At 59.9% G+C, this 21932-nt stretch carries 24 protein-coding genes; 16 read left to right on the forward strand and 8 right to left on the reverse strand.

Features of this window, described 5'->3' with window-relative positions; genetic code table 11:
- Positions 1 to 610: 610 nt before the first annotated feature.
- Positions 611 to 1516 carry a LysR substrate-binding domain-containing protein gene (locus tag LVY75_04710; protein ID XAZ21248.1) on the forward strand — a complete coding sequence of 302 codons (906 nt, stop codon included), beginning with the start codon at positions 611 to 613 and terminating at the stop codon, positions 1514 to 1516.
- Positions 1517 to 2116: 600 nt separating this feature from the next.
- Here LVY75_04710 and LVY75_04715 read toward each other — a convergent pair.
- Positions 2117 to 2440 carry a hypothetical protein gene (locus tag LVY75_04715; GenBank protein ID XAZ21249.1) on the reverse strand — a complete coding sequence of 108 codons (324 nt, stop codon included), beginning with the start codon at positions 2438 to 2440 and terminating at the stop codon, positions 2117 to 2119.
- A 159-nt stretch (positions 2441 to 2599) separates the two neighbouring features.
- Here LVY75_04715 and LVY75_04720 point away from each other — a divergent pair, with 159 nt between their 5' ends.
- The 6 genes from LVY75_04720 to LVY75_04745 all read left to right on the forward strand — a co-directional run bounded on the left by LVY75_04720 (position 2600) and on the right by LVY75_04745 (position 7499).
- Positions 2600 to 3349 (forward strand): SDR family oxidoreductase, encoded by a 750-nt coding sequence (locus LVY75_04720; protein XAZ21250.1) that lies wholly within the window; start codon positions 2600 to 2602, stop codon positions 3347 to 3349.
- 100 nt (positions 3350 to 3449) lie between these two features.
- Positions 3450 to 4184 (forward strand): SDR family oxidoreductase, encoded by a 735-nt coding sequence (locus LVY75_04725; protein ID XAZ21251.1) that lies wholly within the window; start codon positions 3450 to 3452, stop codon positions 4182 to 4184.
- Positions 4185 to 4241: 57 nt separating this feature from the next.
- Positions 4242 to 4733, forward strand: coding sequence for an MFS transporter (locus LVY75_04730; protein ID XAZ21252.1), 492 nt, complete (start codon positions 4242 to 4244; stop codon positions 4731 to 4733).
- Between the two features lie 209 nt (positions 4734 to 4942).
- The gene (locus tag LVY75_04735; GenBank protein ID XAZ21253.1) at positions 4943 to 5161 is read left to right on the forward strand and encodes a hypothetical protein; all 219 of its coding nucleotides are present in this window, start codon (positions 4943 to 4945) and stop codon (positions 5159 to 5161) included.
- A gap of 458 nt (positions 5162 to 5619) precedes the next feature.
- Positions 5620 to 6159, forward strand: coding sequence for a helix-turn-helix domain-containing protein (locus tag LVY75_04740; GenBank protein XAZ21254.1), 540 nt, complete (start codon positions 5620 to 5622; stop codon positions 6157 to 6159).
- A gap of 1178 nt (positions 6160 to 7337) precedes the next feature.
- On the forward strand, positions 7338 to 7499 hold the full coding sequence (locus LVY75_04745; GenBank protein XAZ21255.1) for an AlpA family phage regulatory protein: 162 nt from the start codon (positions 7338 to 7340) through the stop codon (positions 7497 to 7499).
- Positions 7500 to 7709: 210 nt separating this feature from the next.
- On the opposite strand, the gene LVY75_04750 is transcribed toward LVY75_04745, so the two are convergent.
- Together LVY75_04750 and LVY75_04755 are read right to left on the reverse strand one after the other, a co-directional pair.
- Positions 7710 to 8180, reverse strand: a complete 471-nt coding sequence (locus tag LVY75_04750) for a hypothetical protein (protein XAZ21256.1) — start codon at positions 8178 to 8180, stop codon at positions 7710 to 7712.
- Between the two features lie 328 nt (positions 8181 to 8508).
- Positions 8509 to 9813 (reverse strand): integrase arm-type DNA-binding domain-containing protein, encoded by a 1305-nt coding sequence (locus tag LVY75_04755; GenBank protein XAZ21257.1) that lies wholly within the window; start codon positions 9811 to 9813, stop codon positions 8509 to 8511.
- Between the two features lie 26 nt (positions 9814 to 9839).
- On the opposite strand from LVY75_04755, the gene LVY75_04760 reads away from it, so the two are divergent.
- Positions 9840 to 10025: a hypothetical protein gene (locus LVY75_04760; protein XAZ21258.1), complete on the forward strand. Its 186-nt coding sequence runs from the start codon at positions 9840 to 9842 to the stop codon at positions 10023 to 10025.
- A gap of 252 nt (positions 10026 to 10277) precedes the next feature.
- On the forward strand, positions 10278 to 10655 hold the full coding sequence (locus LVY75_04765; protein XAZ21259.1) for a hypothetical protein: 378 nt from the start codon (positions 10278 to 10280) through the stop codon (positions 10653 to 10655).
- Between the two features lie 33 nt (positions 10656 to 10688).
- Here LVY75_04765 and LVY75_04770 read toward each other — a convergent pair whose 3' ends face one another.
- On the reverse strand, positions 10689 to 11024 hold the full coding sequence (locus LVY75_04770; protein XAZ21260.1) for a hypothetical protein: 336 nt from the start codon (positions 11022 to 11024) through the stop codon (positions 10689 to 10691).
- Positions 11021 to 11941 carry an MYG1 family protein gene (locus tag LVY75_04775; GenBank protein ID XAZ21261.1) on the reverse strand — a complete coding sequence of 307 codons (921 nt, stop codon included), beginning with the start codon at positions 11939 to 11941 and terminating at the stop codon, positions 11021 to 11023. Before LVY75_04775 ends, LVY75_04770 begins: the two co-directional genes overlap by 4 nt.
- Before the next feature lie 475 nt (positions 11942 to 12416).
- Between LVY75_04775 and LVY75_04780 the strand changes: the two genes are divergently transcribed.
- Both LVY75_04780 and LVY75_04785 read left to right on the forward strand, forming a co-directional pair.
- Positions 12417 to 12617: a DUF4167 domain-containing protein gene (locus tag LVY75_04780; protein XAZ21262.1), complete on the forward strand. Its 201-nt coding sequence runs from the start codon at positions 12417 to 12419 to the stop codon at positions 12615 to 12617.
- Complete coding sequence (locus LVY75_04785) at positions 12614 to 13639, forward strand: fatty acid desaturase (GenBank protein ID XAZ21263.1); 1026 nt, start codon at positions 12614 to 12616, stop codon at positions 13637 to 13639. Before LVY75_04780 ends, LVY75_04785 begins: the two co-directional genes overlap by 4 nt.
- Before the next feature lie 27 nt (positions 13640 to 13666).
- On the opposite strand, the gene LVY75_04790 is transcribed toward LVY75_04785, so the two are convergent.
- Positions 13667 to 14470: a LuxR C-terminal-related transcriptional regulator gene (locus LVY75_04790; protein XAZ21264.1), complete on the reverse strand. Its 804-nt coding sequence runs from the start codon at positions 14468 to 14470 to the stop codon at positions 13667 to 13669.
- A 190-nt stretch (positions 14471 to 14660) separates the two neighbouring features.
- On the opposite strand from LVY75_04790, the gene LVY75_04795 reads away from it, so the two are divergent.
- From LVY75_04795 to LVY75_04815, 5 genes are all read left to right on the forward strand, one after another.
- The gene (locus LVY75_04795; protein ID XAZ21265.1) at positions 14661 to 15752 is read left to right on the forward strand and encodes an ABC transporter ATP-binding protein; all 1092 of its coding nucleotides are present in this window, start codon (positions 14661 to 14663) and stop codon (positions 15750 to 15752) included.
- A gap of 22 nt (positions 15753 to 15774) precedes the next feature.
- Positions 15775 to 16938: a spermidine/putrescine ABC transporter substrate-binding protein gene (locus tag LVY75_04800; protein ID XAZ21266.1), complete on the forward strand. Its 1164-nt coding sequence runs from the start codon at positions 15775 to 15777 to the stop codon at positions 16936 to 16938.
- An 81-nt stretch (positions 16939 to 17019) separates the two neighbouring features.
- Positions 17020 to 17886, forward strand: a complete 867-nt coding sequence (locus LVY75_04805; GenBank protein ID XAZ21267.1) for an ABC transporter permease — start codon at positions 17020 to 17022, stop codon at positions 17884 to 17886.
- Positions 17886 to 18698 carry an ABC transporter permease gene (locus tag LVY75_04810; GenBank protein ID XAZ21268.1) on the forward strand — a complete coding sequence of 271 codons (813 nt, stop codon included), beginning with the start codon at positions 17886 to 17888 and terminating at the stop codon, positions 18696 to 18698. The genes LVY75_04805 and LVY75_04810 overlap by 1 nt, the downstream gene beginning before the upstream one ends.
- 13 nt (positions 18699 to 18711) lie before the next feature.
- On the forward strand, positions 18712 to 19473 hold the full coding sequence (locus LVY75_04815) for an SDR family oxidoreductase (protein XAZ21269.1): 762 nt from the start codon (positions 18712 to 18714) through the stop codon (positions 19471 to 19473).
- Here LVY75_04815 and LVY75_04820 read toward each other — a convergent pair.
- On the reverse strand, positions 19470 to 20513 hold the full coding sequence (locus LVY75_04820) for an L-idonate 5-dehydrogenase (GenBank protein ID XAZ21328.1): 1044 nt from the start codon (positions 20511 to 20513) through the stop codon (positions 19470 to 19472). The two genes, LVY75_04815 and LVY75_04820, sit on opposite strands and share 4 nt — an antisense overlap.
- Before the next feature lie 9 nt (positions 20514 to 20522).
- Positions 20523 to 21929, reverse strand: coding sequence for a TRAP transporter large permease (locus LVY75_04825; protein ID XAZ21270.1), 1407 nt, complete (start codon positions 21927 to 21929; stop codon positions 20523 to 20525).
- Between the last annotated feature and the right edge of the window lie 3 nt (positions 21930 to 21932).

A 21932-nucleotide genomic window follows, 5' to 3' on the forward strand; every position in this document is an offset into this window, starting at 1 on the left:
TGGTCGGTCGCTACATAAACCAATTCAAGCAGTGTCTTGAACTTCTCCAGCAGCTTGGCGGCCCCATTCATCGAGCTCCGGGGCGTTTCCATCTTGAATCGTATATTGAAACTGGGTCGCGGAGGTTCATCCTGCGTTGATGTATGGGCGGCCTGAAGGAACAGCTGACCTCCGTTCAAGTTCGCAATTTTCGGACTCAGTCGTCGGATAATCTCGGTCGCCGATCCTTCGCGTTGGTCACGAGGATTAAGCGTAATGAACGTTCGACCCGAATTGATTGTCGGCCCAGAGCCCCACCGATAGCCATGCTGACTGAAGCCACGTCGGGGTCGCTCGATACAAACGTCTGGCGTGCTGGCGTTGGAGATCCACTTCCTCGTCACCATCGAAGGGCGAAACTTCACCCCGGCAGAACATCCACGCCACGTCCCTGCCACGGGGCGGCAGGGTTCGATGGAGAGCTCGCCACCGCGGATGTGGTGGAAGCTAGAACACTCCAAACATGTTTTTGACTTGGGAATTGATACCGACTTGGTGGTGAGCCGGCTCCGACCGATGATCGAAGCGCCTGCGAGAGTGCTGGGACTCCTTCGATAAATAGGGGTGTGCAGTGGATCGCATTGATATCATGAGGCTCTTTGTCCGCGTCGTCGAAAGCGAGAGCTTCTCGAGAGCTGCGCGAGCAGAAGGCGTCGGCCAGCCGACGGTCAGCAAACACATTGCCGGGCTTGAGGCGCGACTGGGAGCACAATTGCTTCGCCGCACGTCGCGGGGCCTGAGCGTGACTGAGGCCGGGGAGGCTTATTACGATGCCGCCGTGCGCCTGCTTGGAGAATTCGATGCAGCAGAATCAAATGTGCTGGGTCGACAGGCCGCGCCTTCCGGTCGTATTCGCGTCGCCATGTCGGCGGGGTTTGGTCGAATGCACGTGCTTCCCCATCTTCCGAAATTTTTCGAACGCTACCCCGATATTACGATTGAAACAGACATCACCGATAAACACATCAATCTTGTCGAAAACCACATTGACGTTGCGATCCGGATAGGAAAGCAGATCGACTCCTCGCTTGTGTCGCGGAGAATTGGGAGCGGCGAAACGGTCCTGGTAGCGTCGCGCCGCTACCTCGACAAGCATGGCGAACCGAAAACTCCGGCAGATCTTCAAAAGCATGCTTGCGTCACCTTTATCTCGGCCGGCACTGCGCGGACATGGGAGTTCAAAGGGCCGTCGGGAATAATCACGTTTGAACCGAAAGGACCCGTACGCACCTCCGATGCAGAGCATGTGAGGGTCGGCGTTTTATCCGATGTGGGCCTTGCGCAAGGTCCGGCGTGGCTCTTTCTTGATGAGATCGAAGCGGGCGCTGTTAAAAAGTTGCTTACGGATTTCACTCCGCCATTTCATTCAATTAATGCAGTCAGCCCGAACGGTCGCCTTCAGCCGACCAAGGTAAAATTGTTCGTCGAATTCCTCGCTCAAACTTTAGCCAAGAGCCCAGATCTTCGGATTCGCTAGGGCAAATAACGCGCGCCCTGCAGACACACGTCGCCAGGCAAGGCACAAAGCTTACCGTCTCCCCTCAGGAGGCGAGCTGGATCCATCTAGGTTTGATCTCGGCATTTGATGGAGCGGATCGATGATAAATCTTTCTGGTTCTATTGTCCCTCGTTTGCAGATGAATTTGTGGGGCGTGAGCTCCCTCAGGCATTTGATACGGCAGCCGAACTCGTATGCGGCAATGACGCTTGGCGATGGGCTGGGGGCTGGGGGCTGATCGGGTCGCCGTGGAAGCGCTTGAATGTAGCCCGCTTTTTGGTCGGGTTCATGCGCTCAACCGGATCGTCGGTTCGTGGATGCCTTGGCTTTGTCAGGCGGCGTTCGATAACGTGGGCTTGGCAGACACGATCGAACGAATGCCCGCGCCACGTGGCCGTAGGCTTCGAACGGGTTTTCGGCAGATCGGCAATGCAATTGTCGGTTAGAACGATTCTCACCTTGTCGAGAACGGCTGCCTGCAACAGAGCTGAGAGGAAAGCCCTGGCGTTGCCGCGTTGGCCTTTTCGACGAGCTCGGCGAAGGCGAGCTAGAGGTTTGGTCCCAAGATACAAATATAGCTTACCTTGTCCTTCCTGCACCTCGGCACTGTCGATGCGGAAGACGCCAATCGGATAGGCCTTGAACCTTGCTGTCAGGTTTATCCCCCTCGGTATCCGGCAGCTTAGAGAAGCCATGGCGCTGCAAACGGCGATGCAAAGACGATCGCATCAGCTGCGGCATCTTCGCTTGCAAGCTGTAGAGACAGTGGTCGAGAGGCAGCAGGGTGTGGCGGCGGAAACCAATGACAATCGCCTCGTCTTCACCGGACAGGACCGTGGACTTCAGTTCGCTTGAAACGATCGGCAGATCAGCGACGGAGGCTTGCTTCTTCCATGTGGCCAAGGGCCTCCGCGCCGCCGATTGGTGACTCTTCAATAACGGCACCCTCGTCCATTCCGTACTGGAATACGTCGTATTCCGGTACGCGACCTTCCGGACTGACTACCACGTCTTCATCTCTGCAACGCGAATACATCGCGGCAACAGCGAGGAAGAAAAATCATGGGCAAATTGGAAGGCAAGGTCGCTCTCATAACGGGCGGTAGCAGTGGCATCGGCCTGGCGGCGGCAACGCGCTTCGTAGAGGAGGGCGCGCACGTCTTTATCACCGGCCGTGGTCAGGCCGACCTTGAGAAGGCCGAACGCGAACTTGGCCGCAATGTCACGGCTCTCCAAGGTGACATCGCGAACCTGGACGACCTCGATCGAATCTACGCACGCATAACAAGCGATTTGGGCGGCCTCGACATCGTCGTCGCCAACGCGGCCTTCGTGGAACTCGTGACGTTGGCCGAGTCTACGCCGGAACATTTCGACAAGACCTTCAATGTGAATGTACGTGGGACCTTTTTTACTGTTCACAAGGCCTTGCCATTGTTGCGCGAAGGAGGAAGCATTGTCCTCGTAACCACCTCCGGTCACGTCAAGGGAGTGCCGATGTATGGCACCTATCTCGCGACGAAAGCTGCGTTGCGCTCGTACGCCCGCAGCTGGGCAGCCGAGCTCACAGGCCGCAAGATCCGTGTGAACACGATCAGCCCAGGTCCCATCGAGACACCGATCATCGACAAGCAGTTTCAGACGAAGGAAGAGGCCGACGGTCTCAGGGCTGCCTTCCGATCTGCCATTCCCCTCGGCCGCCTCGGTGAGGCAGACGAAGTCGCGGCGGCGATCCTGCATCTTGCTTCGGACGACAGCAGCTTCACCACAGGCGCCGACCTCTTCATCGATGGCGGTTTATCGCAGGTCTGAAGACCCCAAGGGTGCGCCCACGGCGCGCGCTGTTATCAAACCAGAGACTATTCAAACGTGCATCCCATGGGATGGGACACCTCAGCGAAAAGGAATGAAAATGTCCGGAAAACTCGAGAATAAAATCGCGCTTGTAACCGGTGGCAGCACTGGCATCGGCCTGGCAACAGCTCAGGCGTTTGTCGATGAGGGCGCATATGTCTTCATTACCGGGCGCCGCCAGGAGCAACTCGACAAGGCCGTGAGCGAGATCGGCCGCAATGTTAAAGCGATACAGGGCGACGTCACCGAGGCCGGGCACCTCACGAACCTCTTCGACGTGATCAAGGCGGAGAAGGGAAGTCTGGACGTCGTCGTCGCAAACGCCGGGGCCGGAGACTTTGCGCCGCTGGGTCAGATCACCGAGGAGTTTTACGATCGTCAGATCGACCTCAATCTTCGCGGCGTCCTGTTCACCGTGCAGGGTGCGCTTCCGTTGTTGTCGCAGGGTTCTTCTATCGTCATCATCGGATCGATGGCAGGATCCAAGGGCGTCCCTGGGATGACCGTTTATGGGGCTGCGAAAGCCGCCGTCCGCTCATTCGCGCGCACCTGGACACTTGAGCTCAAGGACAGGCAGATCCGTACGAATATCCTAAGCCCCGGTCCGGTCCTCACGGGTCCGCTTGAGGCCGCGCCCCCCGAGGTGTTCAACCAGTTCCTGGCCGGTATCCCGATGGGTCGGGTTGGTCAGCCTTCGGAAATTGCATCTTCTGCAGTCTTCCTTGCCAGCGACGACTCCCGCTTCATCACCGGCGTCGAGCTCTTTGCCGACGGCGGCGCGGCTCAGGTCTGAGGCAACGAAGAAGCCGGCGCTGGGAGTAGCGCCGGCCCAAACCAGGAACAATAGAAAATGTCAGAAAATACACCGGATGCAATCGCGGCCGACGCAGACCTGTCGGTGCCGGCCGAAACGCCTGTTACGTTGCGGCACATAACTGCTGCCCTATCCGTCGGCGCTACAGCCTTCCTTATGGTCACCTGCGAATTCCTGCCGGTTGGTCTGTTGCCGGACATGTCGGCCGATCTGGGGGTCACTCATGGCCAGGCAGGCTTGACCGGGACGATCGCTGGCATCATGGCCGCAATCGGAGCGCCCCTCGTCAGCGTTCTGGCCGGAACCATCGATCGCAAGAAGGTGCTGATGTTCCTGTCAGCCGTGCTGGCGGTTTCCTGCCTTATAACGGCACTCGCCTGGTCCTTCCCGGTCGTTCTTTTCGGCCGCGTGCTGGTCGGACTGACGATTGGTGGCTTCTGGACCGTGGGCGTCGGCATTGGAGCAATGCCCGGCGATCGTCGCCGAGAAAGGTACCGCTCTGGGTCGCCATCATATGTATCTCCGTAATCCAGCATGTGAACCTATCGAGAATCGGCAGTCGATCCCGCTCCGCCGACGTCTTTGATTACATCTTTATTAACGCATTTCAAGTCTTTTGATACGTATTTTACGTCTTTTTTGACTTATGTCGCGGCAACCCGTTTTTGGAGGTGATGACGACTTTGTTGACTGGCGATCTAATCAGAGCTGCGAGAGCGCTCATTGGGATGAGTCAAGTGGATCTCGCCAAGAAGGCGGGCATCACTCAGAAGGCGTTGGGGGAGTTCGAACTGGGGAAACGACAGATTACCGCGAGAGCTAACGAGAAGCTCCGCCGGGTCTTCGACGAGAAAGAAATCCAGTTCATTGCAGCGAATGTCGAATCCAGCGAGCTTGAGGGGACCGGCGTACGGTGGAAACCGTCGCAGCCAAACTCGGGAATTAAGACTATTTAGCTCAGAGGCGGGCAATCTGGTTAGGCGATCGAATTCGAGAAAAGTCTCAACTGCGTCCATGTCGCGATCTCGCGAAAGCCCATCCATCGCCTAGAGCAATTCCCAGGCAGGCAGCGGTTCCATTAAACTTTTGTGTCTGCCTCGCCTCGACGCGCCATCGGCGAACTCGGCGTAAGACGCCTTTTTTGAGGGTCATTACCGCTCCGGCCAGTCGACCGGAGTCAGCGAGACGTTGTAGCGTTGAGGCCCGCTCCTGATCCACTGAAACGAAGCGAAACGCCGAATCGCCGTGCAGCATCATCAATTCTCCAAAGACAGAAGTCGTTTTTTGACTCATCTGGATCCTTATAGACTCCATATGAGATATTAAAAGACCTCCTTTGATACCATTTGACATTTTTTTGGCGGGCCGTTTTGTCGAACGGATGAGGATAGCTGCCCCACCCGACGCCCTCCGCGTGGCCCGCGCACTGATGAACCTGTCGCAGCGCGCCGCTGCCGAGGCGGCTGGCGTGCCTCAAAGATACCTGACGGTTGTCGAGACGTCCCACGCGCGGATAGGCGCAAATCTCGAACTGGTCGACTTTTACTCCGCCGCGGGCATCGAACTCCTCGGGGAATTCTCCATCGGAAAGGAGATCGCCCGAGCCGGGGCCAGATGGTCCGGACCGAGTTCGCAGGATGTAGGCAAGGCCGAAAAGGCGAAGTTCCATGCCGAGGACAAGCGAGTGTCGTTCCGGGCGGCGCGAGCGCTGCTGAACAAAGGTCAGGACGAGGTCGCCGGATTGGCCGGGTTGAGCCGCGCCACCGTCAAAAGCTTGGAACTCGGAAAATCATGGGAGGAATCGCACCGGTCGCTTCTGGCGTTCTACGAAAACGCCGGCGTCGAGTTTGTCGGGTGGGGCGATCCGGTTGCCAACTTGTATTTCGGCATCGGCGTCCGCTGGTCTTCCGGTGCGCCGGAACCGGCATCAATGCCTGCGTCGGCCCCGTCATGACCGGCCGCGAGGAAAAAAACCGACACGCCGCTTCGGTCGGTTATGTCGCTCCGGACGCGCTGCGAGCGGCCCGGGCTCTCTTGGGGCTCACCCAACCCCAGTTGGCGGCGTCCGTCGGAATGTGCCGCAAATCGGTCGCGGCGTGCGAGTGGGGGGTCGGCGCGACGTTGAAGTCGACTACCAAGCTCCGGAATTATTACCACAGGGCGGGCATCGAATTCGTCGGGACGTTCGACCAGAACACAGGCACCATGCGCGGCTCAGGCGCATGCTGGAAATTGGTCGACGCGTTCACGAGCTTCTGGCCGTCCTTACCTGACGATGTGAATTTTTCTGCCGCCCGGGCGCTCCTGGGGTTCACGCAACAATCCGTGGCGAAAAAATTGTTCCTGACGTCAAGACAGGTGAGAAATCACGAACGTGGCCTGCCCTCGTCCAGGAAGAGCCACGACAGGCTCCGCGATTTCTACATACACGAGGGAGTGGAGTTTCTGAGCCACAGAACGGGACGCATCTCGTATGTCGGCCTCGGGGTCCGTTGTATGTGTCTGCAAGTCCCGCTGCTGCCGCACCATTGGGCGAATCGGGAATCGGCCTGGGATCGGGCTCATCCTGACGTGGTTTCTGCATTTCGTGGGGGCTTTTCGACGCACTGACAGCCTTTTTTGATTCCGCGCCGGAGCTGTGTTTTCCTCTTACGGTAGCCTGAACCGACGCCGAAGGTGACAGCCATGGCCAAGCGGCCTCCCACCAGACCCGAAAGCTATCGGCCGTTCTCCGATCCACACGGCCTCTCCTCCGACCAGGACGGCGGCGAGACAGCGCCGCATCCCCCGGCGGAGCACGGACTGGCTGCGGGAGAACCGGTTGTTCCCCGGAACCCGAAAAAGCCCGGCCACTCGAGTCGTTCTGCCGAAATCCGCGCACCCCTTTTGGGCAGCGGGGACGGCCAGCCGATGCGACCGCCGCGGCCGGGGACGATCGAAGCGCCAAACGAGCATGAAGCCGCCGCGCCGACCGGTCCACAGCGGCGCGTAGGGTCCACGGGCGCTAGTCAAGAGACGGGCGACGCCGCGGAACGGGAAAGGGAACGTCCGACGCGGAACGCGAAACGTTCACGCCGGCGGGTGCCCGACAAACGGAAATTGATAGCGAGGGACCCCCGCGGCTTCTTCAGCATGAAGGAGACCTGCGAAATAACATCCCTTTCCAGGAGTACCATCGACCGGCTGGTGGACGACAAGATGTTTCCCGAAAAGGTGCCGCTGACGGGCAATCCGCGCGGCCGCAAGGGCTTCCGGGTCTTCGAGGTCCTGGAATGGCTGGCCAACCGGGGTTGACGCCAGGCGGGACCGTCTAGCCAGGTTGGACGCCCGCCTTTTCCAGAGCGAGAAAAAGCTCGTGCGCTCCCGCCTCCAGTCCCCTCACGATCGATTGCAGCGACGACGAAAACAGGGTTCCCGGCTCCTCCGTCCACTGCCGCTGCCATGGGAAGCCGTAAAACGGACTGTAGGCGATGAGCCTCAAGAGACCCGTCGGAACGTTCTGGGTCACCACAAAGGTCGGTGGTACGTAGTCGCCCTCGCGGCCGGTGTCGGGAACGTAGCGTCGCCGCCGATATAGCGCATTTGCGAACGCCTGCTCGTTTCGACGACGGCCAGACCGATCGACACACCGAGGACGGAGACGACGGTCGGGCGAAGCGGACACCAAGACGGCGAATAACCACCTTCCTCGGGCCCTGCCGCTTCCGTCGCGGTATCGATGGACGCCCGGATGAAGCCCTTGGTCGCCGCCGCGATCGCGACGCGGTATTCGTTCTCCGGGGCTTCGAGTCGTTTGAACAAGTCGCTGGTGAACCGTAGGCATTTTTCGAGGCCGTCCTTTGAGCAGGCAATGTCGATCAGCAGGCTTCTCGGGGGCCTAAGATAATATCCGTGGCGATCTGGATCGGAGCTGCGAAGCGCCTTGGCGGCGGGCTTGACGAGCTGGTGCAGCCGTCTGCTCTCCCTGAAATCCATGAGGGTCAGGGGTCCCTGCGGCTGCGGCGTCGACCGCGAGGCGCGCCCGTGCTCCGTGGAGTCTCCTCGCTTCCAGCCGTCCGCCACTCCACGTGACGCCGACGGCAACGCCGGCGGGGGGGGCAGCGGTCTTCTTTATCCAGTAGCCACGCCCTGGAAGCGGTATTTCCAGGGCGCGGCAAATGTTGCCGAAATACCTGTCCGAGATGCCCAAGGTCGGCCCAGCCTTTTGAGCCGGCATCGACCAGGCCAGATCGTACAATTCCCCTCTGGAGATTACTTCGCCGTCCCTACGCTTCGTCATGCCTGCCTCCTGTCGCTTGCTTGGCTAGTCGGCATTGTCGGGATCGCCGGCGTGGAAGCCGGCCGCCGATCCATCGATCACCCGGAAGAGCCTGTCGGTGAATTGCCGCATCGCCTTGCGGCACTGCGGTATGAAGCGGTCCTGGTTGTAGTCCTGTCGCCTCCGATGACCGATGATGTAGTCCGCTATTTCTGGCGGAACGCCCAATTGCGACAGCGCCGTGCGGACCACCCGCCGCAGGTCGTGCAGAACCCATCCGATCATCGACGTTCCGGAACAGAGTTTGCGGTATTCCTCTTCCACCCGCGCGCGGAAGTCGTCCATGTCGTACCCGGTGTACGGGGTCTGGCCGTTCGTCACGCTGAAGACGAAGTCCCCCCATCCCTGCGGCTGCCCGGACCGCAGCTCCTCAAGCAGTGCAACGGCCTCGTCGGTCAGCACGACATACAGGTCGAGGAGTTCGTCTCCGTGCTTCACGCGCTTTTCGGGGATTGTCCAGAGCTTCTTCGCGATGTCGATTTCCGACCAGCGGATGTGCTCGGCCTCCTGCCTCCGCCGCCCCCCCGCCAGCACGACCAGCCTGTAGAACGGACCGTCCGGATACGGCATCGCGGCCGCCGCACTCCAATATGCCCGGAGTTCCTGGGAGTCGAGCTTCCGGGATCGCTTTCCCCGTGACAGTTCCATTGATGCCGCGGTGATGTCGGCGGTAGGATTGCCCGCCAGGCCGTACCCTTCGTACCTGGCCGGACCGTTCGCCCAGACGAAAAACCACCGTATCAATTCGAGGGCCTGCAGCGCCCGACCGGGAACACCTCTGCCGCGGATGTTTTCGATCAGGACGCCGATGTCGGCCCTGGTGACATCCGCGATCGCTTTGTCGATCCAAGCGTTGCGTGCCGGATCGAGAAATTCCGCGCGCAACGCGGCGATGTCCGGCAACATGTGGCGGTTGCGCTTCTTGTTTGGGAGCCAGGCGATGTAGTCCTCCATCGCCGACCGGAAAGTCCTCCGCTCGTCGACGACCGCCTCCCGCGCACGCCGCTGAGCCTCCTGCCGCGGGTCCAGTCCGCGGTCGATCATCGCGCTCCATTCGGCCGCCACCTCGCGGGCGCGCTCCAGCGTCGTTTTAGGAAACGTCCCGATCTTGAGGCGGGTCGGGTCTCTTTCTCCGGGACACCGGACCAACAAAAGGAAAACCTTCTTCCGTCGGCCGACCCGCACAATCAGGTTTGGCGTTTTTCCGTCGCGCCACTCGTGGCGCGTTTCGCCCTTTTCGAGGCGCAATTTCTCGATCCGTTTGGTGTGTAAGGCGCGTGTTCTGGTCATAGCGGCACTCCTCTTCGGGTCAACGGTTGGTCAACGAAGTGTCTGCCGAAGAGATTTTCGGCGTCGGACGAGGAAAGCGCTGGACGTCGTCGAACGCAACGATTTTAGCGGCTTCGAACCGGATGGTGCCCATGGGCACCATCGGCCCAGACTGTTCCAGCGCCAAGACGCTGTCGGAAAAGTGGTTCGGTTTCGACGTCACGCCGAAGTGAGCTGACTTCAAAATGATACCCGGCGAGTGACGCTCGCCGGGTATCGCGAGCAATCAGCATCACGAGACTTCAGAGACCGACGTCACACATAATGGTGCTCGCGCAGGCCAGCCCGACGGGCCAACAGGCGCACATATTCTGTGCTCGCAAAGTGTCGTCGAGATCGCTATTCGTGTGATTGCGGGGCGTCGCCATCGGCGCGCCCGGCATAGAAGGCAACATAACACGATCGCAATGCGAAGGAGGGCAGCGATGGCCAATCTTCCCGACATGACGAAGCACCGCGGCTTTCCATCCGGAATGCCGGGCAGCGGCATTCAGTTCACCATCCGCCGCGCCAATCCCAAGGGCGTGACGCCGATCAAGGCACTGCCTCGTCGCGCACGCCCTGGCACGGCGGAACACCGGGTCGATGCAGCCTTCCTGCATGCGCTTTGGCATTATTTCGGGGCTGAGCCCTTCGAGCGCGGCAATCTGGACGCCGCGCGGCTCAACCTGCTATTCGGGCGGGAAGTGGTGGCCGTGGACAAGGATTTCGATCCGAAGTCCTATGAGGCGATGCTCGTCATCAACGAGAAGGTGGCGCGTCAGAGTTTCCCGGAATCGTTCGAGGACGTTATGGAAGTCTGACGGGAGCGTTCATCGCGCATTTCCGCCGCCGGACTAATTTCCCGTCTCGATGTTGACTTCATATTCGGCAAGCAAACGCTGCACCGTTTCGTTTTCGGCGTAAAGGCGTTTCAGTCTGGCGAGCTCGGCATCGGTCCCGGTGCAAAGCCGCTTCAGCTCCTCGTCAATCTGTGCGCGCCGCTCGGCATAGGGCGAATCCTCGCCCCGAAAGTGATCGCATCCGTCACGACGCTCCATAAAGGCGCGCACATCTTCAGGGAGTTTGAACGTATCGGATTGCCGATCGGCCGCCAGGGTCGGCCAGCAACATGCGCCTGAAAGGCTCAGAAGCAACAGGCCTGCGGTAATCTTAGGCCCGACGATCGTCATGCCAGCGCCTGTTCTACAGCGATCTGCGCCATCGCGAGTGCAGCCTCTCGGGTCTTAGCGGCAGCAACGAAAAGGCCTTTGTGGCAGAACGTTGCTCCTTCGACGCCGCAAACCAATTCCAGTTCGTGGCCGGTCAACCCCGCCCAGGAGGCCGGCAAATCCGCGCGCAGCTCGAAGCCCTCGTCAGAACGCCGAATGCCGGTCAGGCACCAGTCGTTTTCCCGGGGGTGGACGACAAAGAGCAGCTGATCGGCCTTGGCCTTTACGATCGCGGCGCGGAAGGGCATGCCCGTCGGCAGTTCGAGAACCCTGCCCTCGCCTGTCTCGTCGATCGCTTTAAGAACAAGGCCTTCGGCACGAAGCTTGGCATCCTGCGCCGCGATCCCGGCTTCGACGAAACTGCGGGCGATCGAAAGAGCCGCGTGGAACGCCCTGTCATCGGCATCTGGATCCTTCGCATCGAAAACCGGCTTCAGGGTTTCGAGAAGCGCTGGCAGCGTCAAGCCTGCCAGCTCGCCTGCAACCGAAAGATCAAGCGCGCCATTGTCGGTCAGATCGACCGGCAGCACGAATTTGGCGTCGAAGGACGCATGCACCGCTGCGACATGCGCCTCGGGCACCCCAAGCGCCGCAAGATAATCCGACCCGTAATGTTTCCAGACGAGGCCGAAGGAGCTGTAGGGCCGTCCGTCCTCTCGCACCGGCGCGCCACGCTGATGATGGTCGAAAATGCCCGCGGCAGGGTCATATTGCCCGCCGACGTCGTAGATGATGCGATCGGTGGTCGGTGTGGTCCATTCAACATTTCGGCTGCGAATGATCCGGGCCTCAGGAAACAGCCGGGTCAGGATGACGCTTGAAAGCAGCTCGTCGGCGTGGAAGCCGCCGGAATGGGTAACCAGGTATGAATGGGTCATTGTCAGATGCGTCTCTCGGAACGGGACTTTGTTGCCCGTTCTGATAGCCTGCGTCGGTCGCCAGCTCAACAGCAGGCGGGGAAGCGATGTAATTCTTTCGATCCGGATAGCTTGGAGACATCCCCGACGTGATGCAGCCACAATGCTGCAGTAATACCCCAAACATCCGAGGATATTGGATCCTCGATGATGCAGGCTCCGTTGCCCGATTGCCGACGCGCTTGCGACCTTCCCATCAGCGATTTGTAGCAGCCGCAGTGGAGTATTGCTTCTGCGCGTGGATCTCACACTGACCAGATCAGAACGCCCCCATCTGCCGACGGAAACACCGTCTCGCCGATCGCTAACGCACTCTGCCGCAGTCTCCTAGGACAAGGCATCAGTTGCAAGCTGCGACGGCGGACCATCGCCGAGCAAAGCGCCCAAGCAATCATTTTCAGACAACAGGAGCGAATCCTCGCGGTTCGGATCTATCATGAATAATCACCATTTCGCCCACCGTAATAGAAGTGCTACACCATCGAGGCAGCGCCTGCTGGATCGATACAAGCAATACCTTCAGTTTGCCGAGCTGAAGTCTTTGGCCGGTGACCGGATCGGCGCAGAAAATGACTACCAGCATGCCGAACACTTCTTCCGCAGCGCTGCCCAACAGAAAGACGCCGACCGACTATGAACGCAACGATGACGGCTGGCCAAGACGCCGGTGCCGAAAAAGCCTGGCTCAAGATTCTCTCGAATTACCGAAAACCCAATACAGGCCGAAGCCTGTACGAACTGGCCGTGACGCTGATTCCGTTTATCCTTCTTTGGGCGGCAGCATCGGTTGCGATCCACTTCGGCTATTGGCTCGGCTTAGTCCTCAACGTCCCTGCCGCCGGCTTCCTGTTGCGGCTCTTCATGCTGCAACATGATTGCGGGCACGGCTCGTTCTTCGGACGGCGTCAGTGGGATGACTGGACGGGGCGCGTGATCGGCATCCTCACACTCACACCCTACGATTATTGGCGCCGTGCACACGCAGAACACCATGCCTCAGCCGGCAATCTGGATGAGAGGGGTGTCGGTGATATCACCACGCTGACGGTCGAAGAATATCGCGCCCTGACCGGTCCAGGAAAACTTGCCTATCGCCTATACAGGCATCCGCTGGTCATGTTCGGTATTGGCCCGGCCTATCTTTTTATTTTCAAGCAGCGACTGCCGATCGGCATGATGCGTTCCGGCGCCCTACCCTGGATTTCGACGATGGCGACGAATGCCGGCGTCGCTGTACTGGTCGCTCTTCTGATCTGGGCCGTCGGCATCGTTCCCTTTCTGCTGGTCCATCTGCCAATCGTTCTGCTTGCCGGATCGGCGGGTGTCTGGCTGTTCTATGTTCAGCACCAATTCGAAGATACCCACTGGTCGAAGCCTCCGGAATGGACGTTCCCCTATTCCGCCATGCATGGCGCCTCGCATTATGACCTGCCGCGTCCGCTGCGATGGATCACCGCCAATATCGGCATGCACCATGTTCACCACCTATCGAGCCGAGTGCCGTTTTACCGGTTGCCGGAAGTGCTGCGTGACTATCCGGAGCTGGCGAAGCTTGGGCGCATCAACATTCGTGACAGCCTCAGCTGCGTGAAACTCATCCTCTGGGACGAGACGGCACGACGGCTGATTTCGCTGCGTGAGGCGGAGGCGCGCCCCTAACGACAGCCCGGGGCGTGCAGCCACCAGTCAGCTCAGATTCTTCAGGTAAAGCGAGAGCAGCTGCGTCTGCGAGGAGATGCCAAGCTTGCGATAGACATTGCGGCGGTGGACCTTCACCGTTCCCGTCGAGATGTTTAGTTTCAGGCCGATCGATTCCGACGAATGGCCCTGCAGCACCAGTTCAACGATCGCCGTTTCGCGGCTCGTGAGGTTGAGATCGTGCCAGACGGTGTCGACGCGCGGGAGGATTTCGCTTTTGCGGCGGCTTTTGCCCCTTGCTGCGAGCTGGGCATCGAAGCGCGGCGCGAGCCCGGACCAATAATGTTTCACCATGCTGGCCACGAGCGGCTCAGCCCTTCTGAGCGTTGTGAACTCGGCCGGTGGAAAAGCACCGGTCTGTTCCCGCCGCATCAGCGAAAGGACAACGGTAATATCGCCATCGACAGGCACGAAGAAGCCGATTTCCTCGGCAAGTCCGGTCTGGACGTAATACGTGCGGTAATATTCGCTGGAGAAGAACCTGTCCGGGGCGAGTTCGCGCATCCTGAAGACACCTTCACGCCGTTCGCGAGCCGTATGATAGAAGGGGTCGAGCAGATAAGGACCTGCCTGATAAAGTGTGACGAAGACGATGTGCTCGTCGCGATCGAAGGTGCTGTAGAGATCGATCGGCCGCTCTTTTGCCCGATAGGCGAAGACGACGACATAGTCGAAGCGCACGAGTGCTGCCATCATCTGTCGGAAAGTATCGCCAAAGGCGGCATCGGTCATGGCTGGCTTGCCGACCGTCGCATTGAAAGCGGTAAACAGCGTCTCCAGGTCGATACTCACTAGCCCTTCCTCCCCGCTGTTCCGCAAAATTCACGGAAGGCGGATATACACCTTCCACGAAACAATGTGCGCCTAAATACCTCTCTCGGGGTATATACCGTGGAGGAAGCTCAGGCTTACTCTTTCCTTAACGACGGTGGCAATAAGGCAGCAATAGACTGCCATTCCAAACCAACCGCAGGGAACAGACGTGGCATCCGCTTCGACGAACGATATCGAATTCCGTTCGGTCACAAAGAACTATGGCGCCGTGACCGCTGTGACGGACATTAATCTTACTGTGCCGAAGGGTGCCTTTCTGGCATTGCTCGGGCCGTCCGGCTGCGGCAAGACGACCTGCCTGCGCATGATCGGCGGCTTCGAACAGCCGAGCGAAGGCACGGTGCTGATCGACGGGCGCGAGATGAACGGAGTTCCGGCCTATCGCCGCCCGGTCAACATGGTCTTCCAGCACTACGCGCTGTTCCCGCACTTCAACGTCGAGCAGAACGTCGCCTATGGGCTCAAGCAGATACGCCCAAAAATCGTGGCGAAGGAGATCGACCGGCGCGTCGCCGAGGCGCTCGAAATGGTCCGGCTCGGCGGCTTTGCCAAGCGGCGCATCCATGAAATGTCGGGTGGGCAACAGCAGCGTGTGGCGCTTGCCCGAGCCATCGTCAACCGCCCTTCCGTATTGCTGCTCGACGAACCTCTGGCGGCACTCGACAAGAAGCTGCGCTCAGCCATGCAGATCGAGCTGCAGACCCTGCAGCGTGAACTCGGCATCACCTTCGTCCTCGTCACCCACGACCAGGAAGAGGCGCTTTCGATGGCCGATGTCGTCTGTGTCATGAGTGCCGGCCGTATCCGTCAACTCGGCAGCCCGCAGGAAGTCTATGACCGCCCGGCAGATCTTTTCGTCGCCGATTTCGTCGGCAAGACGAACCGTATCGCCGCGGCAATGGAAGCCGACGGTACGACGCTCAGGCTGGCGGATGGCTCAGCGATCGCCTCCGGCAAGCAGCTCGCGTCGGGCGAAGTCATCGCTGCTTTGCGCCCCGAGGCAATCCATCTGACGCGCAAGGCTGCGCCATCAGGCACGTCGTTCAAGGGAACCGTGACGCATCGGATTTTCCTCGGCTCGTCTGCGGAATATGCCGTCAGCGTACCGGGGCTCGGCGATTTCCTGATCACAGCCGACCGCCGCAGCATGAACGAGAGCGATCTCGTGGAGCCGGGCGAGGAGGTTTTCCTCGGTTTCGACCCCGCCGCCATCCATGTCTTTCAAGCATCGAATGCATAAACCAAAACAAGGGAACAGCATCATGAGCAAGGATTATAAGGACAATCTGCCCATCTCCGCCGAAGGCTTCATGGACGAGTTCATGCGCCTGAAGCGCGGTTCCGTCAGCCGCCGCCACTTCCTCGGCATTACCGGCCTCGGTCTTGCGACCGCCGTGCTGTCGCGCTTCCCGGGCGCGCTGTCGACGCCGGCCTATGCGGCCGAAGATCTGGGCACGCAGATGTCGATCGCCACATGGCCGAACTATCACGACCCGGCAACATTCGAAAACTTCAAGGCAGCGACCGGCGTCGCTGTCGAAGTCAACGTCTTCGGCTCGAACGAGGAAATGCTCGCCAAGCTGCAGGCCGGCGCTTCCGGCTGGTCGCTCTTCGTGCCGACCAACTATACGATTTCGACCCATCACAAACTCGGCCTGATCGACGAGCTCGACCTGTCGAAGATCCCGAATTTCAGCCAGGCAACCGAAAGCCCGCGCTTCACCAAGGAAGGCCAGATCGACGGCAAGACCTATGCCGTGCCGAAGAACTGGGGCACGACCGGTTTCTCCGTCAATACGTCCAAGATCAAGACCAAGCTCTCCAGCTGGAAGGACTTCTTCGAGATCGCCCAGACCGAAGCCGATGGCCGCGCCATGGTGCATGACTATCAGCTGACGACGATCGGCAGTGCGCTTGTCTCGCTCGGCTACGACTTCAATTCGATCAAGGCTGACGAACTTGCCAAGGCAGAAGAGCTGCTGATCAAGGTGAAGCCGCATCTCTTCGCCATCAATTCCGACTATCAGCCATCCATGCGCTCGACCGATGCATGGCTTACCATGTGCTGGACCAATGACGGGGCGCAGCTCAACCGCGACATGCCGGAACTTGCCTATGTCCTTGGGACCGACGGCGGTGAAATCTGGACCGATTATTATGCGATCCCGAAGGATGCGCCCAACAAGGCCGCCGGTTACGCGTTGCTCAACTACCTGATGGACCCACAGAATGCGGTGAAGGAGCACATCGCCAACGGCGCACCCACCACCGACAGCCGCGTCATCGCGCTGCTGCCCAAGGAGGTCACGTCGAACAAGATCGTCTATCCGGACGAAGTAGCCCTGACACCGCTGGAATTCGGCGCCGCCGTGACACTCACCGATCCGGGCCGCGCCGAACTGATGGCGCGCTTCAAGTCGGCGTAAGTCCATCCTGCATCCCGGCTTCCCCAGCCCGCAGCGGGGAAGTCGGTTCAGCTTCGCGATCCGGTGGATGAAGACCAAACCATGCCCCTTCCCCACGCCACCAAACGGCGCCTGATCACCGCGGCCCTCGTCGGCCCGGCCAGTGTCTGGCTGTTTGTCTTCCTGGTGCTGCCCTTCATCGCCATCATCGTCTTTGCCTTCGGCGAACGGGCGCCGGAAGGCGGCTATCAGGCGGCTTTCACCTTCGAACAGTTCGCCAATCTCGGCGCGCGCTCGGCGGCCTTCGTCAACACGCTGATCCTGGCGCCGGTCGGCGCGGCAGCCTGCCTCATCGTTGCCTACCCGGTCGCCTATTATCTGGCAGTCAAGGCGAGCCCGCAGCGCCGGCTGCTGCTCGTCTCGCTTGTCGTCGTGCCCTTCTGGACCAGCCTGCTGGTGCGAACCTATGCCTGGATGTACCTGCTCGGCGCGCGCGGCATTCCGCACCTGCTCGAATTCGTCGGCATTGAAAATGTCAGGCTGATCAATACGCCCGGCGCCGTGCTGCTCGGCATCGTCTACGGCTACCTGCCGCTGATGATCATGCCGATCTATGTCAGCCTGGAAAAACTGGATCGCCGGTTGCTCGAAGCCTCGGCCGATCTCGGTGCTAAGCCGATCTCGACGTTTTTCGGAATCACCCTGCCGCTATCGCTTCCGGGCGTGATGACCGGCGTTGCGCTGGTCACGATTCTGCTTCTCGGTGAATATCTGATCCCGCAGCTTCTCGGCGGCGGCAAGGTCTTCTTCATCGGCAATGCGCTTGTCGATCTCTTCCTGCAGTCGCGCAACTGGCCTTTCGGATCGGCGATTGCCGTAACCCTGGTTGCCGTTGTTGTCATCGTGCTGATTGTCGCCATGCGGATTGCGTGGCGTGTTGCCGGTACCCGACAGGTGGATCTCATCTGATGCGCGCGCTCGTCACTTCCGTCTATCTCTTCCTCTACACGCCGATTGCGCTCGTCGTCCTCTTCTCCTTCAATGCGGGCCGCAACGCCAGCGAGTTCACCGGCTTCTCGACGCAATGGTATGGCAGGGCGCTGTCGAATACGTTCCTGATGGAAGCGTTGCGTAACAGTCTAATTATCGCGGTCACCAGTGCCGCGCTGGCAGCGATCTTCGGCACCATGGCTGCCATCGGGATGGAGCGGCTCGGCGCCCGTACGCGCGCCATCTTCGACGGGCTCTTTGCGGCGGCGATCGTCGTGCCGGGTGTCGTCATCGGCATCGCGACGCTTGTTGCCCTCGTCGAGGTCTTCGGCTTCATCAACCCCGTCATCGCCGCTCTCTGGCCGGGCGATCAGCCGCCGAAGCTCGCGCTCGGTTACGGCTCGATCATCGCCGCGCACGGGCTCTTCACCATGGCGCTGGTGACAATGATCGTGAAAGCACGTATCGCCAGCCTCGGACGTGATATCGTCGAGGCCTCCAGCGATCTCTACGCGACGCCATTCACAACATTCCGGCAGATCGTACTGCCTCAGATCATGCCGTCGATCCTGGCGGGGTTTCTGCTCGCCTTCACCTTTTCCTTTGACGATTTCATCATCGCCTTCTTCGTGGCCGGCTCGAATACGACGCTGCCGATCTATGTCTTCGCCTCCATTCGTCGCGGCGTGACACCTGAAATCAATGCGATCGCGACGATGGTGCTCGTCGCCTCGCTCGTCCTTATTTTCATCGCGCGTTTCCTGATGCGCGAAAAGACAACGACAAACTGACCGGGGAAATGCCATGATATTGAGAGATCGCGTTGCAATCGTTACGGGCGCAGGCTCGGGCATCGGTCGAGCCGGCGCACAGATCATGGCGCGCGAAGGCGCCCATGTCGTCGTTGCCGATATCAACTTCGCGAATGCCGAAGAGACGGTCGAGCTGATTACCGAAGCCGGCGGCAGCGCCGAAAGCCTGGTGGTCGATGTGACCGACGACAGGGCGCTTGAAGCCGGCATAACCGCTACTGCTGCACGTCACGGCCGGATCGACATTCTGCACAATCACGCCGGCGCGCAGGTCGCCGGAGACCTGGAGCAAGTTGCCGTCGAAGGCTTCGACAAGTCCTGGAGCCTGAATGTGCGGGCGCATTTCATGGCGGCGCGTTTCGTCATGCCGATCATGAAGAAAGCCGGCAAAGGCGTGATCCTGAACACGTCCTCATCATCAGGTGTGCTCTATGACCGCGAAATGATCGCCTACACGACGACCAAACATGCGGTCATCGCCATGACCCGGCAGATGGCGGGCGACTATGCAAAATTCTGCATTCGCGTGAATGCGCTTTGTCCCGGATGGGTCGACACGCCGTTCAACGAACCGTTCATCGCCCAGATGGGCGGGCGGGGCGCCATTGAATCCTATATTGCCGATAAGGTGCCGCTCGGCCGCTGGGCGGACGTTTCGGAGATCGCCGAACCGATCCTGTTTCTGGTTTCGGATCGCTCTTCCTATATGACGGGGCAAATCCTCGTCGTCGATGGCGGCGAGACCGTCGTTTAGGCTGACGGAAACGTCAGTTGCACTTTGCAGGCCAGCGAACGATCGCCGGCAATTTCAAAGGCCGCTACGGCCTCATCAAGCGGCAGGTTGTGGCTGATGATCGGCCGCACATCGATCTTCCGCCGCGAGATCAGGTCGACAGCATCAGCGAATTCCTCGTGGAAGCGCTGCGTCCCATGGATGTGCAACTCCTTACCGACAATGGCGTTGAGAGGTATCGGCACATCGCCGGAGACGCCGACCTGGATGATGGTGCCACGCGGCCGGATGGAGGCAATCGCGCTATGGATTGCGGGCGCAGCCGCGGAGCATTCAAACACGAGGTCGAAATAACCCTTTCCGGCCTGGAATTCGGTAAGTAACGCTGCATCCCTGGCCACATTGATCGTGCGGCCGGCACCCATTGCCTTCGCTCGCGCAAGCGCCGCTTCGGCGAGGTCGGTGACAACGATTTCGCTTGCCTCGAAATGGCCGGCGACGGCGACCATCAGCGAGCCGATCGGTCCGGCGCCGGTCACCAGAACCTTCTTGCCGGCAATGCCAGGCGCACGCGATGCCGCGTGCAGACAGACGGACAGAGGTTCACTGCAAGCCGCTTCTGCAGGCGTGGTCGCAGCTCCGACTTCAACGCATTGCCTTTCCGGCACCACCAGCCATTCCCGGAACATCCCCTGCTCATGCGGCAGGCGCATCGCACTGCCCATGAAGCGCATCTCGAGGCAGTGTATCGGCATGCCGATGCTGCAATATTCGCAAGCGCCGCAGGGCTGGCTCGGATTAACCGCAACCAGCGTACCTGTTTTCAGCGTGACGCCTTCACCTGCCAGCTCAACCGTTCCTGATGCTTCGTGCCCGGGTATCATCGGCTCGCGGACCCGGACCGGACCGAAACCGCCATCCTGATAATAGTGCAGGTCGGAGCCGCAGATGCCTGCGGCTGCCATTTTCAAAAGCACCTCGCCCGGACCGGGGACGGCAACCGGAGCGGTCTCGATCCGCAGATCGCCCTTTGCATAAAGCCGTGCCAGACGTGTCTGCATCATACTCTCCTACTTCAGAAGCCCAAGCTGCTGCGGCAGCCAGAGCGATATGGAGGGAACGAAGGTGATCAGGATCAAGGCGATGAAAAGCGGCGCAAGCCAGGGCAGGATCGCCATCGTCGTACGCTCCACGGATAGTTTCGCCACCCGAGACAGCACGAACAGTACCATGCCGAGCGGCGGATGGAGCAGGCCGATCATCAGATTCAAGGTCATGATGAGACCGAACTGCACCGGATCGATGCCGAACTTCGCAACGATCGGCAGAAGGATCGGCACGAGAATGGTGATCGCGGCGATCGTATCCAGGAAGCATCCGACGAAGAGCATCAGCAGGTTCACGAGGATCAGGAACACCCACTTATTGTCGGTGATTGACAGGATTGCATCGGACAGAAGCTGCGCCGCCTGGCTCACCGTCAGCAGCCATGCGAAGACCGAAGCGGCAGTGACGATGAAGAGAACGGAGGCCGTCGTCTCGATCGTGTCGAAGCTCGCCTTGGCAAGTGTCGAGAACGTCATCGTGCGATAGCGCACGAGGCCGAGGAACAGCGACCAGAGAACAGCCGCAACAGCTGCTTCCGTCGGCGTGAACCAACCCATGGTCATGCCGCCGATCAGGATAACAGGCGTCATGAGCGCCATGACCGCGGAAAAGCGGAAATACCAGTCGAGCGCCAGAAGCACGACAAGCGCAATGCCCGCGGCAACATTCATCGATACCCCTGACCGCATCATCACGTAGATCGCGAGCGGTACCAGCAGGACGACGACGATCTCCAAACCTGCGGAAACAAGCTGTTTTACGTTGAAGGGCGCGTCGGAACCCCAGCGCTTCGTATACGCGAAGGCCGCAACGGTAATCATCATCAGCAGCGTCATGACGATGCCGGGCAGAATGCCGGCCATGAAAAGAGCGCCGATCGAGACATTCGCCATCATTCCATAGATCACGAAAGGCAAGGACGGCGGAAAGATCGGGCCAAGCGTGGCCGATGCCGCCGTTACGCCGACCGCGGCCTCGACCGGATAGCCATGATCCTTCATGGCCTTGATTTCGATCGTGCCAATACCGGCCGCATCGGCAAGCGCGGTGCCGGACATGCCGGAAAAGATGACCGAACCGATGATGTTGACCTGCGCGAGACCGCCCTTCATCCAGCCGACAAGCGCGACGGCGAAGGAATAGATGCGGCCGGTGACACCAGCCGAATTCATCAGGTTGCCGGCAAGGATGAAGAAGGGAACGGCGAGAAGCGGAAAACTTTCTACACCCGCGATCATTCGCTGGGCGACGATGATGTCAGGCGCGACACCGTAAAGGACAATATAGAGAACGGACGCGACGGCCATCGAGATTGCGACGGGCACGCCGATCAACATCAGCAGCAGAAACGAGCCAAGCAAGAGCAGCATCGG

Origin of the sequence: Sinorhizobium sp. B11, assembly GCA_039725955.1 — a bacterium.
In the GTDB taxonomy this organism is placed as follows: Bacteria; Pseudomonadota; Alphaproteobacteria; order Rhizobiales; family Rhizobiaceae; genus Rhizobium.

Excerpts from the sequence above, each read along its gene's own strand:
- LVY75_04720 (XAZ21250.1), top strand. The coding sequence starts at position 2,600 with ATGGGCAAATTGGAAGGCAAGGTCGCTCTCATAACGGGCGGTAGCAGT.
- LVY75_04725 (XAZ21251.1), top strand. The coding sequence starts at position 3,450 with ATGTCCGGAAAACTCGAGAATAAAATCGCGCTTGTAACCGGTGGCAGC.
- LVY75_04730 (XAZ21252.1), top strand. The coding sequence starts at position 4,242 with ATGTCAGAAAATACACCGGATGCAATCGCGGCCGACGCAGACCTGTCG.
- LVY75_04745 (XAZ21255.1), top strand. The coding sequence starts at position 7,338 with ATGAAGGAGACCTGCGAAATAACATCCCTTTCCAGGAGTACCATCGAC.
- LVY75_04750 (XAZ21256.1), bottom strand. The coding sequence starts at position 8,180 with ATGGATTTCAGGGAGAGCAGACGGCTGCACCAGCTCGTCAAGCCCGCC.
- LVY75_04755 (XAZ21257.1), bottom strand. The coding sequence starts at position 9,813 with ATGACCAGAACACGCGCCTTACACACCAAACGGATCGAGAAATTGCGC.
- LVY75_04765 (XAZ21259.1), top strand. The coding sequence starts at position 10,278 with ATGGCCAATCTTCCCGACATGACGAAGCACCGCGGCTTTCCATCCGGA.
- LVY75_04770 (XAZ21260.1), bottom strand. The coding sequence starts at position 11,024 with ATGACGATCGTCGGGCCTAAGATTACCGCAGGCCTGTTGCTTCTGAGC.
- LVY75_04775 (XAZ21261.1), bottom strand. The coding sequence starts at position 11,941 with ATGACCCATTCATACCTGGTTACCCATTCCGGCGGCTTCCACGCCGAC.
- LVY75_04780 (XAZ21262.1), top strand. The coding sequence starts at position 12,417 with ATGAATAATCACCATTTCGCCCACCGTAATAGAAGTGCTACACCATCG.
- LVY75_04785 (XAZ21263.1), top strand. The coding sequence starts at position 12,614 with ATGAACGCAACGATGACGGCTGGCCAAGACGCCGGTGCCGAAAAAGCC.
- LVY75_04800 (XAZ21266.1), top strand. The coding sequence starts at position 15,775 with ATGAGCAAGGATTATAAGGACAATCTGCCCATCTCCGCCGAAGGCTTC.
- LVY75_04805 (XAZ21267.1), top strand. The coding sequence starts at position 17,020 with ATGCCCCTTCCCCACGCCACCAAACGGCGCCTGATCACCGCGGCCCTC.
- LVY75_04810 (XAZ21268.1), top strand. The coding sequence starts at position 17,886 with ATGCGCGCGCTCGTCACTTCCGTCTATCTCTTCCTCTACACGCCGATT.
- LVY75_04815 (XAZ21269.1), top strand. The coding sequence starts at position 18,712 with ATGATATTGAGAGATCGCGTTGCAATCGTTACGGGCGCAGGCTCGGGC.
- LVY75_04820 (XAZ21328.1), bottom strand. The coding sequence starts at position 20,513 with ATGCAGACACGTCTGGCACGGCTTTATGCAAAGGGCGATCTGCGGATC.
- LVY75_04825 (XAZ21270.1), bottom strand. The coding sequence starts at position 21,929 with ATGCTGCTCTTGCTTGGCTCGTTTCTGCTGCTGATGTTGATCGGCGTG.